The organism is Billgrantia bachuensis (assembly GCF_011742165.1).
GTDB classification, from domain to species: Bacteria; Pseudomonadota; Gammaproteobacteria; order Pseudomonadales; family Halomonadaceae; genus Halomonas; species Halomonas bachuensis.
Map to the genome: position 1 here is coordinate 60715 of NZ_JAAQTO010000002.1, position 15792 is coordinate 76506.

A 15792-nucleotide genomic window follows, 5' to 3' on the forward strand; every position below is an offset into this window, starting at 1 on the left:
AGCGGAAAAACTTGTTTTACCCTCTACATAATTAACTCTGAGCAGCAAGGCCTGCTGCATTGACCAATGCTCGTGTGTAGTCGCTGGTAGGGGCGGAAAGCAGTGTTTGGCAGTCCCCTTGTTCCACCAGTTCACCATCCTTCAACACCAACACGCGATGGGCCATGGCACGCACCACGGCCAGGTCATGGCTGATGAAGAGAAAACTCAATCCTCGGCGAGCCTGAAGGTCGCGCAGCAGTTCGACGAGCTGCTTCTGCACTGTGCGATCCAATGCCGAGGTGGGCTCATCGAGCACCACAAGCGCTGGTTCCAGAATCAGCGCTCGGGCTACGGCGATACGCTGGCGCTGGCCGCCGGAAAACTCATGCGGATAGCGTGCCGCACAGTCTGCGGGCAGGCCCACCTCCAGGATGGCGGCTTGGACGCGTTTCTTCACTTCGTCGTCGGCAAGCTCAGGGTAGTGGAAACGCAGGCCTTCGCTGATGATGTCGGATACCGGCATGCGTGGCGACAACGAACCATAGGGATCCTGGAAGACTACCTGGATGCGGCGCCTACGCTTGCGCAGGGCATTGCCGGTAAGGCGGTCGAGCCGTTCACCGTCGAGTTCGATCTCGCCGCGACTCTCCACTAGCCTCAGCAGTGCCATGGCGAGGGTGGTCTTGCCGGAGCCGGATTCTCCGACGATTCCCAGTGTCTCACCCGGTGCCAGGTGCAAGTCGATCGGCTTCACCGCTTCGAAGGCGGGAGGACGCCTGGCGAACAGGCGCTTGGGCCGCTGGAAGCTTACTGCAACCCCGCGTGCCTCGAGCAACGCCTGGGTTGAGGAGACGGGCGCCGGCCGCCCGGCCGGCTCGGCATCCAGTAGCGTTCGCGTATAGGCACTGCGTGGTGCGGCAAAGACCTCGCCGACGGGGCCCGTCTCCTGCTCGATACCGTCATAGAGCACGCAGATGCGGTCGGCGTGGCGCCGCACCAGGTTGAGGTCGTGCGTAATGAAGAGCATGCCCATGCCATGCCGGTCGCGCAGCTCGGCGAGCAGGGCCAGGATCTCCTGCTGCACGGTGACGTCGAGCGCCGTGGTAGGCTCATCGGCGATCAGCAGCTCAGGATCGTTGGCGATGGCCATGGCGATCATGACGCGCTGACGCTGACCGCCCGAGAGCTGGTGCGGCCAGGCATCGAGCAGCTCATCGGGACGCGGCAGCTTGACCTGTTCGAGCAGTTGCCGAGTTCGCTCCCGGGCGGCGCGCCCCGACAGCCCTTGATGCAGGCGCAGCGTCTCGCCAATCTGCTTGGCCACGGTATGCAATGGGTTGAGCGAGGTCATCGGCTCCTGGAACACGAAGCCAACGCGACCGCCTCGCAGTGCCTGCCATTCCCGTTTCTTGAGGGTGGTGAGGTCGGTGTCACCCAACCAGCGCCCACCAGTAACCTGGGCATTGTCTGGCAGCAGGTTCATGGTGCCGAGGGCCGAGACTGACTTGCCGGAGCCTGATTCACCGACCAGTGCCAGGGTTTCGCCGCGCCGCACTTCCAAAGTCAGTTCGCGCAGGACCGGTTTGCCATCGAAGGCAATCGAGAGCTTGTCGAGGCGCAGCAAGGGTTGGGAACGAGTGTCATGCATTGGGCTGGGTCCTGGTCAGCGGCGTGGCGCTGGATGCGTGCTGAATATGTCGTGGATCGAAAGCGTCACGCAGCCCTTCACCGATGAAGACCAGCAGCGAGAGCATCAGTGACAGGCTGACGAAGGCAGTAATGCCAAGCCAGGGCGCATGCAGATTGTTCTTGCCTTGGGCCACCAGTTCACCCAGCGAGGGCGAGCCTGGCGGGAGACCGAAACCGAGGAAGTCGAGTGCCGTCAGCGTGGTGATGGCTCCGGTGAACAGGAACGGGATGAAGGTGAGGGTGGCCACCATGGCGTTGGGCAGCACGTGACGCCACATGATCAGCCGTGACGGCAGCCCCATGGCCTTGGCGGCACGCACGTACTCGAGGTTGCGGGCACGCAGGAACTCGGCGCGCACCACGTCCACCAGGCCAAGCCACGAGAACAACAGCATGATCCCCAATAGCCACCAGAAGCCGGGCTGAACAAAGCTGGCCAGGATAATCAGCAGGAACAGTACCGGCAACCCGGACCAGATCTCGGTCAGGCGTTGCCCGATCAGATCGGTCTTGCCACCGAAGTATCCCTGAATGCCGCCGATGATCACGCCCATTACCAGCGAACTCCCGGTCAGCACCAGGGCGAAGAACACCGACAGGCGAAAACCGTATATCACGCGCGCCAGTACGTCGCGGCCTTGATCGTCCGTGCCCAGCCAGTGCCGCGAATCAGGAGGCGAGGGGGATGGACGCATCATCTGCATGTCCAGTGTCTGGTAGGAGAAGGGAATCAACGGCCATATGGTCGAAGCGTCCTTCTCGAGCTGCTCGCGAATGAAGGGGTCGTGATAATCGGTGCGGGTGGGCAGAAAACCGCCGAATTCCGTCTCGGGGTAATCCACCAATAGCGGCACGTACCACTCGCCGTCGTAGTGCATGACGATGGGCTTGTCGTTGGCGATCAGCTCGGCGCCCAGGCTCACCACGAACAGCGCAAGGAAGATCCATAGTGAGACCCTGGCACGCCGGTTGCGGCGAAAGACTTCGATGCGACGACGCGCGATGGGGGAGAGCTTTGAAGTGAACGCAAATGCCATCGGCTCAGGACTCCCGTGTCTCGAAATCGATGCGCGGATCTACCCACACGTAGGTGAGATCGGAAACCAGCTTGAGGATCAACCCGATCAGCGTATACAGGAACAGCGTGCCGAAGATTACCGGATAGTCGCGCTGCATCACCGCCTCGAAGCCGAGTAGCCCGAGCCCCTCCAGCGAGAAAATCACCTCGATCAGTAGCGAACCGGTGAAGAATATCGTCACCAAGGCGCCGGGCAGGCCGGCAATGATGATCAGCATGGCATTGCGGAACACGTGGCCATAGAGCGTACGGCTGTCGCTGGCGCCCTTGGCTCGTGCTGTCAGCACGTATTGTTTGTGAATCTCGTCGAGGAAGCTGTTCTTGGTCAGCATGGTCAGGGTGGCAAAGCTGCCGATGGTCATGGCCGTAACCGGCAGGGTGATATGCCAGAAGTAGTCCTTGACCTTGCCCCAGGTGGAAAGCTCACCGAAATCCGGCGAGGTCAGCCCTCGCAGGGGGAAAAGGTCCCAGTAGCTGCCGCCGGCAAAAAGCACGATCAACAGGATGGCGAACAGGAACCCGGGAATGGCGTAGCCGACGATGACCAGTCCTGACGTCCAAACGTCGAAACGCGAGCCGTGGTGCAGTGCCTTGCGTATGCCCAGCGGTATCGAGATCAGGTAAACCAGCAGGGTGGTCCAGAGCCCCAGCGAGACCGAGACCGGCAATCGCTCGATCATCAGCTCGACGACCGGCCGATCGCGAAAGAAGCTGTTGCCAAAATCGAAGGTGGCGTAGTCACGCATCATGCCCAGGAAGCGCTCGTGAGCCGGCTTGTCGAAACCGAACTGTTGTTCGAGTTGCTCGATGAAGCGCGGATCGATGCCGCGTGCGCCACGCGACTCGTCGCGTACCACCACATCGCCGCCGCCGGCGTCCATGCGCGTGCTGACCATGCTGTCCACACCTTCGAAGCGGGCCAGCATCTGGTCGATCGGCCCTCCCGGGGCGGCCTGCACGATGATGAAGTTGAGCAGCATGATCCCCACCAGAGTGGGAATCATCAGCAGCAGTCGGCGCAGGATGTAGCGGCTCACGTCAGGTCATCCTCATGGGGCGGCGGCCTAGCGGCGGCGCAGGCGCTGGTTGATCTCTGCTTCACGTTCGGCATCGACCCACCAGGCGGCGAGATCGAGCCCGTACTTCGGGAAGGGCTGCGGATAACCGAATTTGTCCCAGACGGCGATTCGTGTCTCGCCGGAGTGGTACTGCGGAATGGTGATGAAACTCCAGCGCAGAACTCGGTCCAGCGCACGCGCCACGGTATTCAGTTCCTCACGACTATCGGCACGGATCAGCCGTTCGACCAGATCGTCAACGGCAGGATCTTCCAGTCCCATCAGGTTGCGGCTCTGTGGGCTGTTGGCGAATTCACTGGTCCAGTATTCGCGCTGCTCGTTGCCAGGACTGTTGGACTGCGGGAACTGACCGACGATGATGTCAAAATCGAAACCGCGCACCCGGTTGAGGTACTGGTTGATATCCACGATGCGCAGGCTGCCGTGGATACCCAGTCTCGACATGTTGCGCAGCATTGGCTGCACGACGCGCTCCATGCCGCTGTCGTAGAGCATCACCTCGACCGTGAGCGGGCGACCGCTCTCGGCATCGACCAGGGTGCCGTCGCGCACCTCGTAGCCCGCCTCGATCAGCAGGTCGTAGGCAAGCCGCAGGCGCTCGCGAAGATTCTGGGGATGGGCGATGGGCAGTGGTTCGTCGAAGACCCGCTGCGGTAGCTCGTCGCGAAAGGGCTCGAGCAGCTCGAGCTCCGCGTCGCTCGGCAGACCCTCGGCCGCCATGTCCGAGTTCTGAAAGTAGCTCTCGGTGCGGCGATAGGTATCATAGAAGAGGTTGGCATTGAGCCAGGGAAAATCGAAAGTGAGGTTGAGCGCTTCGCGCACCCTCAGATCCTGGAACTTGTCTCGCCGCAGATTGAACACGAAGGCCTGCATGCGCGACGGCTGGCCATCCGGCACGGTGATACGCTTAACCAACCCCTCACGATAGGCCGGGAAGTCATAGCCGATGGCCCAGGTCGCTGCGCGGGCATCGGTGCGGTAGTCCATTACGCCGGCCTTGAACGCCTCCCAGGCGATGTCGCGGTCACGATAGTAATCGTAGATCAGGTGGTCGATATTGTGCCGTCCCACGTTGACCGGCAGTTCTTGGCCCCAGTAGTCCTCTACGCGCTCGTAGACGATGCGGCGGCCGGGGTCCACCTCGCCGATGCGATAGGGCCCTGAGCCGGGATGTCGGGCCAGTGTGGGGCTGGAGAAATCGCGCTCCTCCCAGTAGTGCTTGGGCAGGATCGGTAGTTGGCCGACGATCAGCGGCAGTTCACGGGAGTGGTTGGAGGAGAACTCGAAGCGCACGGTGTGGCGATCGAGCGCCTCGACGCTCTCCACGTCGGCGTAGTAGCCGCGGTAGAAGGGATTGCCCTCATCGCGCAGCAGATGGAAGCTATAGACCACATCCTCGGCAGTCACCGGTTCGCCGTCGTGAAAGCGCGCCTCGGGGCGCAGGTCGAATTCTATCCAATAGCGATCCGGATCGAGGCGAATACCCTCGGCCAGCAGGCCGTAAGCGCTGAACGGCTCGTCGAGGTTCTGCACCAGTAAGGTATCGTAGATCTCGCCGACGCCGATCGCCGGCGTGCCGCGGATGATGAAGGGATTGGTCGAATCGAAGCTGCTGCCCACCGCGGCTTGGGTCATGCTGCCGCCCTTGGGGGCGTCCGGGTCGACATAAGGAAAGTGACTGAAGTCGGCGGGCAGAGCCGGCTCATCGTAAAGGGCCAGCCCATGCACCGTCGGCACCTCGTCCGCTTCGTCGGCGAACGATGGCGCTCCCCAGCCAAGCAATAGGCAACAGACGAGAGTGGAACGCAAGACGAACCGCATCAATGACATCCTTGGTGGAGGCTGGCCCGGCATCCCGGGCGTTACCGCCATAAGGTGTCAGGCCATCCGTCGCTTGTAAACCTCGATATGCGACGGATGGTCGCTGCCGGTTTCAACGTGCCGCAAGGCTGCGACGTGGAATCTCGAGCTGCTGGCCGGTGTGGATGACATCGCCGCTGAGACCGTTGTGCCGGCGCAGTTCGGCCACGCTGATGCCATGGCGGCCGGCAATGGCAGAGAGGCTGTCGCCACGCTGGACGAGGTACTGTGCGCCTTCGTGGGGAGTCGACTGAGCCGGAGCCCTAAGCTCCGCCAGTATGGCCTCTTCCTGTTCGATGGGCACCAGTACTTCGTCGACCGTGGCGGGGCTGGCAGTGCCATTGGTCAGCCCGGGATTCAGTGCAGCGAGTTCGGTATGGTTCACGCCAGTCGTATTGGCCAACTGCGCCAGGTTGATAGGTGCGGTGACCGGTACTTTGGCAAAAGCGGGTGCGTCGTCTATCTCGGGAAGTGTGATGCCATGAGCCTCGGGATCATCGATGATGGCAGCGATGGCATTGAGCTTGGGCAGGTAGTTCATCGTCTCGCTGGGCAATTGCAGATGCCAGTAATCACTGGGCGCACCGCTTGCCGCCGCGGCGTGTCGAGCCCGGTTCACCGTCCCGGCGCCGGCATTGTAAGCCGCAAGCGAGAGCTCGATGTCCCCCTCGTACCACTGCTCGGCCTGCAGCTCGATATAATCCAGCGCCGCTTGGGTCGAGGCGACGACGTCGAGGCGGGCGTCGTAACCATTGTGGCGATGCAGGCCCAGGGCATCGGCGGTACCGGGCATGAACTGCCACAGGCCGGCGGCACCTCGATGACTACGTGCCAAGGGGTCGTAGGAGCTCTCCACGAAAGGGATCAAGCCGATCTCGCCCGGCAGGCCCCGCAGTTCGACCTGTTCGTTGATCCAGGCCATCCAAGGCCGGGCGCGCTCGATGATCTCGGCAATATTGCCAGGGTTGGCACGGTAGTGATCGATCCACTCCTGCACCCTGGCATCATGGCGGCGATCATGCCATTCCAAGTTGTCGCGCAACCGCTCCCATGCATCGCCGGGGAGATACTCGAGGTTCAGGTCGTCCCAGAAATGGTGGGAGGAGTGGGCCGGCGCAGCGCCGGGATGCGGGCTTGCCAGTAGTGTCGGGCTGGTCGCCGACAGCGCACCGATCAAGGCGATACCACCGGCAAGGGCCAATGTCCACTGCCGCGTCGTTCGGTAGGTCATGCGTTCTCCTTCAGGGCAGGTGTGGTTCACGCTGCCCATGGGATGCGTCGATTCTAGAAACTGTCTTTCCAGGCACGCAGGGTGGTGAAAGTGGCCTGGTCGGTATCGGTATTGCCATACTGTGCAGCCGTGGCGCGTATGTCCGGTTCGTCGCAGCGCAAGAAGGGGTTGATGCGCTTCTCCCGGGCCAGATGGCTCGGCAGGGTGGGGCGGTCGAGATCGCGGGCGCGCTGGGCCTCGACAATGGCATCGGCGACATCCCGGTTGTGCGGGTCGGCCGCCCGGGCAAACTTGAGGTTGGCCAAGGTATACTCATGAGCAGCGAACACCAGCGTGTCGTCTGGCAATCCGGTCAGGATCTGCAGCGAACGGTACATCTGCTCGGGAGTGCCTTCGAAGAGGCGGCCACAGCCTGCGGAAAACAGCGTGTCGCCGCAGAACAGCAGGGGCGGGATGCCGGCGGTGAAGAACGCGATATGATCCAGGGTATGCCCCGGCACCTCATGGACATCGAAGCGCCGCCCCATGACACGACAGGTATCGCCTTTCCCGACGCGTTTCGTCAGGCCGTCAATGCCTGGATTGTCGGGTCCGATTACCTGCGGCGAGTAGCGATCGATGAGTTCCGTCAGCCCGCCGGTATGATCGGGGTGATGATGGGTAACGAGAATAGTGCCGAGAGTGAGCCCTTCTTGCTCGAGGACACGAATGACCGGCTCCGCGTCGCCTGGGTCCACGACACAGACGTCGGGGCTCGTATCCTGGCGCATGAGCCAGATATAGTTGTCGCTTAAAGCGGGAATCGGTGTCACGCTCAGCATAGGCGGTCTGTCCTTCGTCGCGTCGTCAACCGAAGTGAGTGGCGCTCGTTGGTCCGTTCCTCGCCCCTGGCGGCACAGCAGGGCGCCACCGCGGATGTTCGCTCGATAAGGGCCGAGCACGGCAAAAAGCCAGAAATGGCCTGCAAAACCGGTGATCATGGAGGTAATGGTCAGTAATGTCAAACCCGCATGAAGCGCTTGCCCTGGCACGGTTGTGTCGAGAAGGGCGCCGCTACTGGTCCAGCGAGGACGGTCAGGCCCATTGGCGTGCCGAGCGAGCCTGCCTGGGGCCGATCTGCGAAAGCCTGCACGGTGGTCACAGCCTGGAGCTCGGCATTGGACCTTCGCTCACCGACATGTCGCCCATCCGTCATAACATACGCTGGGCACCGACGACCGAACTATCCGAAACCGCTTCCGCCCTGGTGTGCCCCCTGGATGCGCTCGCGCTGCCCGATGAATGCCTTCACCTCGTCATCGTCCACCATCTGCTGGAGGTCGTCGACGAGCCTCATCGGCTGCTGCAGGAGGCGGCCCGGGTCACCGCTGACGATGGCTGCCTGATCGTGCTTGGCTGGATGCCGCTGGGCCTGGGCGGTCTCGCGCGATTCTCGCCGGGGCGCCGCAGCCGCCTGCCTTGGCGTGGACATTGGCGCACGCCGTCCAAGCTGGGCGAGTGGCTCGCATTTGTCGACTTCCGCGTCGAGCGGGTAGACTACTGCGGCTTTCACCTGCCCGGCAGCCCACCTAACAATGCCGTTCTGGAAACGCTGGGGCGGCGCCACAACGTGCCGCTGGGTGATAGCTACATCATTCACGCCCGCCGCCGAAGCCGACTCGCTCAGAGCCAGCGTCCCAGGTTGAGGCTGCAGGGCTCCTTGGGCGGTGGTGCGCTGGGTCATGCCACGCGTGTCGGCAGTACCGCACCGGAACCGAGCAGAAGGACCACCGAAGTTGAGTGCCAGTGACCCCGACAAGCCATTGCCCAAAGTCATCATACATACCGACGGAGCCTGTCGCGGCAATCCCGGGCCGGGTGGGTGGGGGGCTGTGCTCTGCAGTGGCCGACATGAGAAGACCCTGAACGGCTTCGAAGCGACCACTACCAACAACCGGATGGAGCTGATGGCAGCGATCATGGCGCTGCGAGCACTCAAGCAGGCCTGTGACGTGGAGCTGTGGACCGATTCCGAATACTTGCGCCGCGGCATTACCGAGTGGATACACGGCTGGATGAAGCGCAACTGGAAGACGGCAAGCAAGCAGCCGGTCAAGAACGCCGAACTGTGGCGGGAGCTGCTCGAGGAGACCCATCGCCATCGTATCGAGTGGCACTGGGTCAAGGGGCACAGCGGCCACCCCGGTAACGAGCGTGCCGATGCGCTGGCCAACGCCGCCATTGATGCCCACTGGACCCGTGGCAAGTCGCAAGCCACCCAACCTGAGTCCTAAATCATGCGTCAGATCGTTCTGGATACCGAAACCACCGGCATCGACCCCCGTGAGGGCCACCGTCTGATCGAGATAGGTGCCGTGGAGCTCGTCAACCGGCGCCTGACAGGCAACACCTACCATCAGTACATCAACCCGCAGCGTGAGGTCGAGGCCGAGGCCATTGGAGTGCACGGCATCACCAACGAATTCCTCATCGACAAACCGGTATTCGCCGAGGTCGCCGATGCCTTCTGGGAATTCATTCGCGGCGCGGAACTGGTGATCCACAACGCAGCATTCGACGTCGGCTTCATCGACAATGAGTTCACGCTGCTGCTGGGTGTGCGCGGTGAGCCACGCCTAGGGCCGGTGGCAGAGCACTGCCGCATCCTCGATACCTTGCAACTGGCCCGTGAGCGTCACCCCGGGCAGCGCAACAGCCTCGACGCACTGTGCAAGCGCTACGAGATCGACAACGGTCGTCGCGTGCTGCACGGAGCACTGCTCGATGCCGAGATTCTGGCCGACGTCTACCTGGCCATGACTGGCGGCCAGACGGCGCTGTCACTGGATGCCGAAGAGCGGAGTGACAACCAGGCCATGGCCAGCGGTTTGTCGATCCGCCGCATGTCGCTTGCCGCCGGCACCCTACGCGTGTTGCGCCCTGGCCAAGCTGAGCTCGCGGCGCATCAGGCCAAGCTCGAGCAGATTCGCCAGGCGGCAGGAAGCTGCCAGTGGGATATGTTGGCGAGCCAGCATCATGGGAGCCACGATGCTGCGCCGTGAGCTGCCGCTTGAAGCCAGCCATGGGCGGCTGATTCGGGTCGCCTCGGGGCGCATTGCCCCGGGCCCTGATGACACCCCTCTCCAACTGGCGCAGCCTTGGCCCGAGAACGCGCAGCCGCTGGCCTACTGGCACGACGAACCGATCGGCCTTTCGGTGGAAGAGCATGCCGCTGAGCACTGGCCCGATGGACGTCAATGGCTTTCCCGCCTTCCCGAATCCTGGTTTCCCCTGATTTCCACGGCCTTACAAGTGGCGGCCTGGTTGCGCGACCATCGCTTCTGCGGCCGTTGCGGTGCGCCTGCGGCCCGGCTCGATGCCGAATTCGCCATGCACTGCAACCAGTGCGGACACCGCAACTACCCTCGTATCTCGCCGTGCATCATTACCCTGGTTACCCATGGCGATGCCATGCTGCTGGCTCGCAGCCCGCGCTTTCCGCCCGGGCGCTACTCCACCCTGGCGGGCTTCATCGAACCGGGAGAATCTGCCGAAGAAGCGGTGCATCGTGAAGTGTACGAAGAGGTGGGCATCACTGTAGGGCGGATACGCTACTACCGTAGTCAGGCCTGGCCCTTCCCACATGCGCTGATGCTGGGCTTCTTTGCCGAAGCGGCCAGTCGGCGCATCCGTATCGACGGTATCGAGATCGCCGACGCCGCCTGGTTCCACCCGAAAGGACTACCGCAGTTGCCGCCGCCATATTCCATTTCGCGGGCATTGATCGAGACCCACCTTGCCGAGGTGGCCGACGGCATCGGCCAATTGAGCAGGCTGCAATGAAATGGGCCGCCTGAAGGCGGCCCATAGCGATTCAGCAACGCTGCTTTCAGCGATTCGGGAACAGGCTCGTCAGTTTGGTAGCCAGCATCACGTTGCCTGTGGCCTTGAGCTTGCCGGTCATGAAAGCCGTCATGCCATTGACTTCTCCGGTCATGATACCTTTCAACGTGTCGCTGCTCATGGAGAGCGATACGGAAGGGTCGTCATGTTCGCCTTCCTCGATCGCCAGGGTGCCATCCTTCACTACCAGATAGTGACTACCGTTGTCGCTGAAGTGAAACTGGAAGACGTCGTCCATGCCCTGGGCAGCCTGGGGGTCGAAGCGCTCTTGCAGTTTGTCTAATGTCGAAGTGGACATGGGGACATTTCCTTTACGGGTAATCAGTGGTTAGCGGGACTCTTCTGGCAGAGATTATTTCAAACGATTGTTTCAATCAAGCCCATTGTCAGTGATGCTGCCTGGAGTCACGATTGGGCGCACAACGCAAAACGGAGTGGCGACGTGAATGAATGGCTGATGGACATGGGACGCTTCGTCGTGCAGACGTCGATCCTGACACTGCTGGTCGTGGTCGCGGTCATCGTGATTACACGCATCAAGAGCGAGGCGAGTGAGCGCGTTCGGCTGCGGGTCGAGGAACTGAACGCTCGTCACGAATACCGCCGACGCCGCCTGGCACTGGCCGCTACCGAGCCGAACGCACGCAAACGCCTGGTCAAGGCCTTCCGGCGCGATGACAAGAGCCGCACCCGAGCTGGCCGCAAACAGGCTGGCGAGCCACGCGGTACGGTATGGGTACTGGATTTTGTTGGTGATCTCAAGGCCACGGGAGTAGGGCGTTTCGCCGAAGAAATCTCTGCTGTCACGGCGGCAGCGAGCGATGGGGACGAGGTCGTGATTCGCCTGGAGTCTGCGGGAGGTCTCGTGCACGGCTATGGGCTGGCGGCCGCTCAGGTAGACCGACTACGAGAAGCAGGACTCAGCACCACGATATGCGTGGACAAGGTGGCAGCCAGCGGTGGCTATCTCATGGCATGCGCCGCGGACCATCTGCGCGCCGCGCCGTTTGCCGTTCTGGGCTCGATCGGTGTTGTGGCCCAACTGCCCAACGTTCATCGCCTGCTCAAGCGTCATGACGTCGATATCGAGCTACATACCGCTGGCGAGTACAAGCGAACCCTTACCGTATTCGGGGAGAACACCGAGGAGGGACGGGAGAAGTTCCAATCGGACCTGGAGCACATACACGATCTGTTCAAGCAGCACGTGACCGAGCGCCGCCCAACGCTCGACATCGAGGCGGTAGCGACGGGCGAGGTGTGGTATGGGCGCGATGCACTCGAAAAAGGACTGGTGGACGCCCTGGGTACCAGTGAGGCCTATCTGATGGCACGGATGGAGGAGGCACGTGTGGTCAGCGTTCGCCTGGAAGCTCGGCATCCACTGGGCAAACGGCTCGGCATGGCCGTCAGGGAAGGCGTGGAAGGAGGTGTCGAACGCCTATTGGAACGACTCGATGCAAGTCGTTGGGAAAAGCGCTGAACCGGTACCCCGGGCTTCGTCACGCTTCCTGCAGCTGTACGAGCGCTCCAATCATCTGGCGCGCTTGCTCCCCCTGCAGCGAGTAGTAGATGGTCTGTGATGCTCGACGCGTCGAGACCAGACCTTCCCGCCTCAAAATCGCCAGATGCTGGGACAAGGCCGACTGGCTCAAGGCCAGCCGTTGGTTGAGTTCGGTGACCGACAGCTCGGATCCATCCAGCAAACACAGGATGCGCAACCGGTTATCGTTTGCCAGTGCCTTCAGCAGTGCGGTGGCCTGGTCGATGGCCGGATTGCCGGCCTGGAGAAGGCGAGATGCAGCGTTGTTCGAGGTGCTCATGATGATCTCCCCGTATTGCTGTCCGAGTAAAAAGCTGGCTCCGGACAGGCGGCTTCGGGCGGCTACCTCGGCCCACGACAGGAAGCGCAAACCACCTGTCGCAGACGGTGCGATCCGGCAGTGCCCAAGTTTGGTCATGCCTTGCTGATTTAGTCATCATTGATAGTGACACTGCGGCTGTCAAACGAAGAATCAACTTAGTAACTCTTCGCATCAGCATCAGGCTCTAATTGTCAACAATCATTCGCACAAAATGTGCCTTGTCTCAGCCTTTCAGCCAGAATTAGCCAATAGTATGAAGGAAATTTCGGGAAAAAACCCTAAAGTGTCAACAATCTAAGTTTTCAGCGATGCCGGACAGGACGATGACAACCTATAACTCCGAATTTCAACGTTCGATCGACCAGCCGGAAGCCTTCTGGGCCGAGCAGGCACAGCGAATCCCATGGTTCACGCCACCCCGTGCCATTCTCGACTATGACGAGCAGGGTCACGCTCGTTGGTACACGGATGGTGAGATGAACATCTGTCATGCAGCGCTGGATCACCATGTCGCACAGGGACGTGGCGACCAGCCGGCCGTCTATTGGGATTCGCCGGTCACGGGCGGCAAGCGCACCCTGACCTATCGTGAAATGCGCGACGAGGTGGCACTGTTCGCTGGCGCCTTGAAGGGTCTCGGGGTAGGGAAGGGCGACCGGGTCGTCATCTACATGCCCATGGTCCCGGAGGCCCTGGTGGCGATGTACGCCTGCGCGCGTCTGGGAGCCGTGCACTCCGTGGTCTTCGGCGGCTTCGCCCCGCATGAACTCGCCGTGCGCATCGACGATGCTCAGCCGAAGGTCGTTGTGGCAGCCTCCTGCGGCATCGAGATCGACCGGGTAATTCCCTACCAGCCCAACATTCAGGCGGCTATCGAGCAGAGCGAGCACAAGCCCGCCGCTTGTATCTACCTGCAGCGTGAGCAGCAGCGTGCCGAACTCGGTCCGTGCGACCACGACTGGGCAGAGCTGCTGAAGAGTGCCACCCCGGCCGATTGCGTGCCGGTCAGGGGCAGCGATCCCTTGTACGTGCTGTATACCTCGGGCACCACGGGCAAGCCCAAGGGTGTGGTCCGCGACACGGCGGGCTACGCTGTGGCGCTGCACTACTCCATGGAAACCATCTACGACGTGGCGCCGGGCGACGTGTTCTTCTCTGCATCGGACGTTGGCTGGGTAGTGGGCCACTCCTATATCGTCTATGCGCCGCTGCTGCGCGGCTGTACCACGGTCGTCTACGAGGGCAAGCCGGTCAAGACGCCTGATGCCGGCGCCTTCTGGCGACTCGTCAGCCAGTACCGTGTCAAGAGCTTCTTCACTGCACCGACGGCTTTTCGTGCGATCAAGAAGGAGGATCCTGACGGCAAGCTGTTGCAACAGTACGACATCTCCTGCCTGAAGGCGCTCTACCTGGCCGGAGAGCGCCTCGACCCGCCGACCTTCCACTGGCTCGACGACATGCTCGAGGTGCCAGTGATCGACCACTGGTGGCAGACCGAGACCGGCTGGCCGATCGCCGCCAACCTGCAGGGGCTGGAGCCAATGGCCACCAAGGCCGGCAGCGCCACCGTGCCGGTACCCGGCTTCAACGTGCAGATTCTCAACCGCGAGGGCGAACAGGCCGGGCCGATGGAGCAAGGCAGCGTGGTAATCAAGCAGCCCATGCCGCCGGGGTGCCTGGTGGGGATATGGGGCGACCCGAAACGCTTCCACAGTGCCTACATGGCGGCTTTCCCGGGCTATTACCTGACCGGCGACGGCGGCTACTTCGACCAGGATGGCTATCTGTTCATCATGGGCCGCACCGATGACGTCATCAACGTGGCCGGGCACCGGCTTTCGACTGGAGAAATGGAAGAGGTGGTCGGCGCGCACAAGGCGGTGGCCGAATGTGCCGTCATCGGCATCCACGATGCGCTCAAGGGGCAGATTCCAGTCGGCCTGGTGATACCCAAGGACGGCTTCGACGGCGACGAGGTCACGCTCGAGAACGAGCTGATCGCGCTGGTGCGTGAGAAGATCGGTCCAGTCGCCTGCTTCAAGCAGGTCCTGGTAGTCAACCGGCTGCCCAAGACCCGTTCCGGCAAGATCCTGCGCAAGCTGCTGCGCAACATTGCCGACGGCAAGGAGTACGGCGTGCCTTCGACTATCGACGATCCGGCCAGCCTCCAGGACGTGCATGAAGCCATGAGGATACGTGACGTCGGCTCCGCCCACGAGGCTCGACAGGTCTGAGCAGGGCCGAATCAGGAGCTGCGCCGCGCTGCCCACCGGGCGGCGCGCTTGTTGATGGCCCATGATTGCGTATTGGCCAGCGCCTTGAGTGACACGTATAATTTCCGCCTCATTCCGGTGCCCGATTATGTCGGACACCGGCGAGGGTTCCCTCACCCCTCGCCAGTCGACATGGCCACGCCAAGGCCGCCAAAAAGGATTCGCCCATGTTCGTATTGTCGCAAGCGCAGCAGCGCCGCTGCCTGCTATTGCTGGTGTCGTTCCATATCCTGGTGATTGCCGCCAGCAACTATCTCGTGCAGTTGCCTTTTACTCTATTCGGGTTACACACCACCTGGGGGGCATTCAGCTTTCCCTTCATCTTCCTTGCCACCGACCTTACGGTGAGGCTGTTCGGCAAGGAGCCGGCCCGGGCCATCATCTTGCGGGTCATGCTGCCGGCGCTGGTCATCTCCTATATCGTCTCGGTCGTCTTTCCGCGCGGTAGTTTCGTCGGCTTCGAAGCACTGGGAGAGTGGAACCTGTTCGTGGCCCGTATCGCGTTGGCAAGTTTCATGGCCTACGTGCTGGGCCAACTGCTCGACGTGCAAGTCTTCGATCGTCTGCGAACCCTGCAGGCATGGTGGATAGCGCCGGCGGTTTCCACCGTACTGGGCAACCTTGCCGATACGGCGGCGTTCTTCGCCATGGCGTTCTATCGCAGTCCCGATCCCTTCATGGCGGCGAACTGGGTTGAAATCGCTACGGTGGACTACGTGATCAAGCTCGGTATCAGCCTGCTGTTCTTCCTGCCGCTATATGGCGTGCTGCTGGCCTGGCTGAGTCGCAGGCTAGTGGAGTTCACCGGGCAGCAGGACCTGACGCCTCAGCGCTCTTGAGCGGAAAGTATCCT

14 protein-coding genes and 1 pseudogene are annotated in these 15792 nt (G+C 62.0%); 7 read left to right on the forward strand and 8 right to left on the reverse strand.

Translation table 11 applies throughout. The annotated features are described in order from the left end of the window. Positions 1-31: 31 nt before the first annotated feature. From HBJ55_RS00500 to gloB, 6 genes are all read right to left on the reverse strand, one after another. Positions 32-1630, reverse strand: a complete 1599-nt coding sequence (locus HBJ55_RS00500) for an ABC transporter ATP-binding protein (RefSeq protein WP_167109943.1) — start codon at positions 1628-1630, stop codon at positions 32-34. Next, positions 1623-2708, reverse strand: coding sequence for an ABC transporter permease (locus HBJ55_RS00505; protein WP_167109945.1), 1086 nt, complete (start codon positions 2706-2708; stop codon positions 1623-1625). Before HBJ55_RS00505 ends, HBJ55_RS00500 begins: the two co-directional genes overlap by 8 nt. 4 nt (positions 2709-2712) lie before the next feature. Next, positions 2713-3786, reverse strand: a complete 1074-nt coding sequence (locus tag HBJ55_RS00510; protein ID WP_167109947.1) for a microcin C ABC transporter permease YejB — start codon at positions 3784-3786, stop codon at positions 2713-2715. Between the two features lie 27 nt (positions 3787-3813). After that, positions 3814-5649, reverse strand: coding sequence for an extracellular solute-binding protein (locus HBJ55_RS00515; protein WP_167109949.1), 1836 nt, complete (start codon positions 5647-5649; stop codon positions 3814-3816). 112 nt (positions 5650-5761) lie between these two features. Continuing rightward, positions 5762-6919 (reverse strand): transglycosylase SLT domain-containing protein, encoded by a 1158-nt coding sequence (locus HBJ55_RS00520; RefSeq protein ID WP_167109951.1) that lies wholly within the window; start codon positions 6917-6919, stop codon positions 5762-5764. Between the two features lie 53 nt (positions 6920-6972). After that, positions 6973-7740: a hydroxyacylglutathione hydrolase gene (gloB, locus tag HBJ55_RS00525; protein ID WP_167109953.1), complete on the reverse strand. Its 768-nt coding sequence runs from the start codon at positions 7738-7740 to the stop codon at positions 6973-6975. Between the two features lie 176 nt (positions 7741-7916). On the opposite strand from gloB, the gene HBJ55_RS00530 reads away from it, so the two are divergent. The 4 genes from HBJ55_RS00530 to nudC are packed head-to-tail and all read left to right on the forward strand — an operon-like array spanning position 7917 to position 10741. Next, positions 7917-8708, forward strand: a complete 792-nt coding sequence (locus HBJ55_RS00530) for a class I SAM-dependent methyltransferase (RefSeq protein WP_167109955.1) — start codon at positions 7917-7919, stop codon at positions 8706-8708. Continuing rightward, a complete protein-coding gene (rnhA, locus tag HBJ55_RS00535) occupies positions 8695-9192 on the forward strand; it encodes a ribonuclease HI (RefSeq protein WP_240935929.1) in 498 nt (165 codons plus the stop codon). Before HBJ55_RS00530 ends, rnhA begins: the two co-directional genes overlap by 14 nt. A 3-nt stretch (positions 9193-9195) precedes the next feature. Beyond that, positions 9196-9960 carry a DNA polymerase III subunit epsilon gene (gene dnaQ / locus HBJ55_RS00540; protein ID WP_167109960.1) on the forward strand — a complete coding sequence of 255 codons (765 nt, stop codon included), beginning with the start codon at positions 9196-9198 and terminating at the stop codon, positions 9958-9960. Continuing rightward, complete coding sequence (nudC, locus tag HBJ55_RS00545) at positions 9947-10741, forward strand: NAD(+) diphosphatase (protein WP_167110114.1); 795 nt, start codon at positions 9947-9949, stop codon at positions 10739-10741. Before dnaQ ends, nudC begins: the two co-directional genes overlap by 14 nt. Before the next feature lie 46 nt (positions 10742-10787). On the opposite strand, the gene HBJ55_RS00550 is transcribed toward nudC, so the two are convergent. Continuing rightward, positions 10788-11099, reverse strand: a complete 312-nt coding sequence (locus HBJ55_RS00550; protein ID WP_167109962.1) for an SCP2 sterol-binding domain-containing protein — start codon at positions 11097-11099, stop codon at positions 10788-10790. Positions 11100-11243: 144 nt separating this feature from the next. Between HBJ55_RS00550 and sohB the strand changes: the two genes are divergently transcribed. Continuing rightward, positions 11244-12284 carry a protease SohB gene (gene sohB, locus HBJ55_RS00555; protein ID WP_167109964.1) on the forward strand — a complete coding sequence of 347 codons (1041 nt, stop codon included), beginning with the start codon at positions 11244-11246 and terminating at the stop codon, positions 12282-12284. Between the two features lie 19 nt (positions 12285-12303). Here sohB and HBJ55_RS00560 read toward each other — a convergent pair whose 3' ends face one another. Next, the gene (locus HBJ55_RS00560; protein WP_167110116.1) at positions 12304-12624 is read right to left on the reverse strand and encodes an ArsR/SmtB family transcription factor; all 321 of its coding nucleotides are present in this window, start codon (positions 12622-12624) and stop codon (positions 12304-12306) included. A gap of 341 nt (positions 12625-12965) precedes the next feature. Here HBJ55_RS00560 and HBJ55_RS00565 point away from each other — a divergent pair. Together HBJ55_RS00565 and HBJ55_RS00570 are read left to right on the forward strand one after the other, a co-directional pair. After that, a pseudogene (locus HBJ55_RS00565) lies at positions 12966-14900 on the forward strand (propionyl-CoA synthetase); the annotation flags it as partial. 206 nt (positions 14901-15106) lie between these two features. Next, a complete protein-coding gene (locus HBJ55_RS00570; RefSeq protein ID WP_167109968.1) occupies positions 15107-15778 on the forward strand; it encodes a 7-cyano-7-deazaguanine/7-aminomethyl-7-deazaguanine transporter in 672 nt (223 codons plus the stop codon). The last annotated feature ends 14 nt before the right edge of the window (positions 15779-15792 follow it).

Excerpts from the sequence above, each read along its gene's own strand:
- gloB (WP_167109953.1), bottom strand. The coding sequence starts at position 7,740 with ATGCTGAGCGTGACACCGATTCCCGCTTTAAGCGACAACTATATCTGG.
- dnaQ (WP_167109960.1), top strand. The coding sequence starts at position 9,196 with ATGCGTCAGATCGTTCTGGATACCGAAACCACCGGCATCGACCCCCGT.
- HBJ55_RS00505 (WP_167109945.1), bottom strand. The coding sequence starts at position 2,708 with ATGGCATTTGCGTTCACTTCAAAGCTCTCCCCCATCGCGCGTCGTCGC.
- nudC (WP_167110114.1), top strand. The coding sequence starts at position 9,947 with ATGCTGCGCCGTGAGCTGCCGCTTGAAGCCAGCCATGGGCGGCTGATT.
- HBJ55_RS00515 (WP_167109949.1), bottom strand. The coding sequence starts at position 5,649 with ATGCGGTTCGTCTTGCGTTCCACTCTCGTCTGTTGCCTATTGCTTGGC.
- HBJ55_RS00550 (WP_167109962.1), bottom strand. The coding sequence starts at position 11,099 with ATGTCCACTTCGACATTAGACAAACTGCAAGAGCGCTTCGACCCCCAG.
- HBJ55_RS00570 (WP_167109968.1), top strand. The coding sequence starts at position 15,107 with ATGTTCGTATTGTCGCAAGCGCAGCAGCGCCGCTGCCTGCTATTGCTG.
- HBJ55_RS00560 (WP_167110116.1), bottom strand. The coding sequence starts at position 12,624 with ATGAGCACCTCGAACAACGCTGCATCTCGCCTTCTCCAGGCCGGCAAT.
- HBJ55_RS00520 (WP_167109951.1), bottom strand. The coding sequence starts at position 6,919 with ATGACCTACCGAACGACGCGGCAGTGGACATTGGCCCTTGCCGGTGGT.
- HBJ55_RS00500 (WP_167109943.1), bottom strand. The coding sequence starts at position 1,630 with ATGCATGACACTCGTTCCCAACCCTTGCTGCGCCTCGACAAGCTCTCG.
- HBJ55_RS00530 (WP_167109955.1), top strand. The coding sequence starts at position 7,917 with ATGTCAAACCCGCATGAAGCGCTTGCCCTGGCACGGTTGTGTCGAGAA.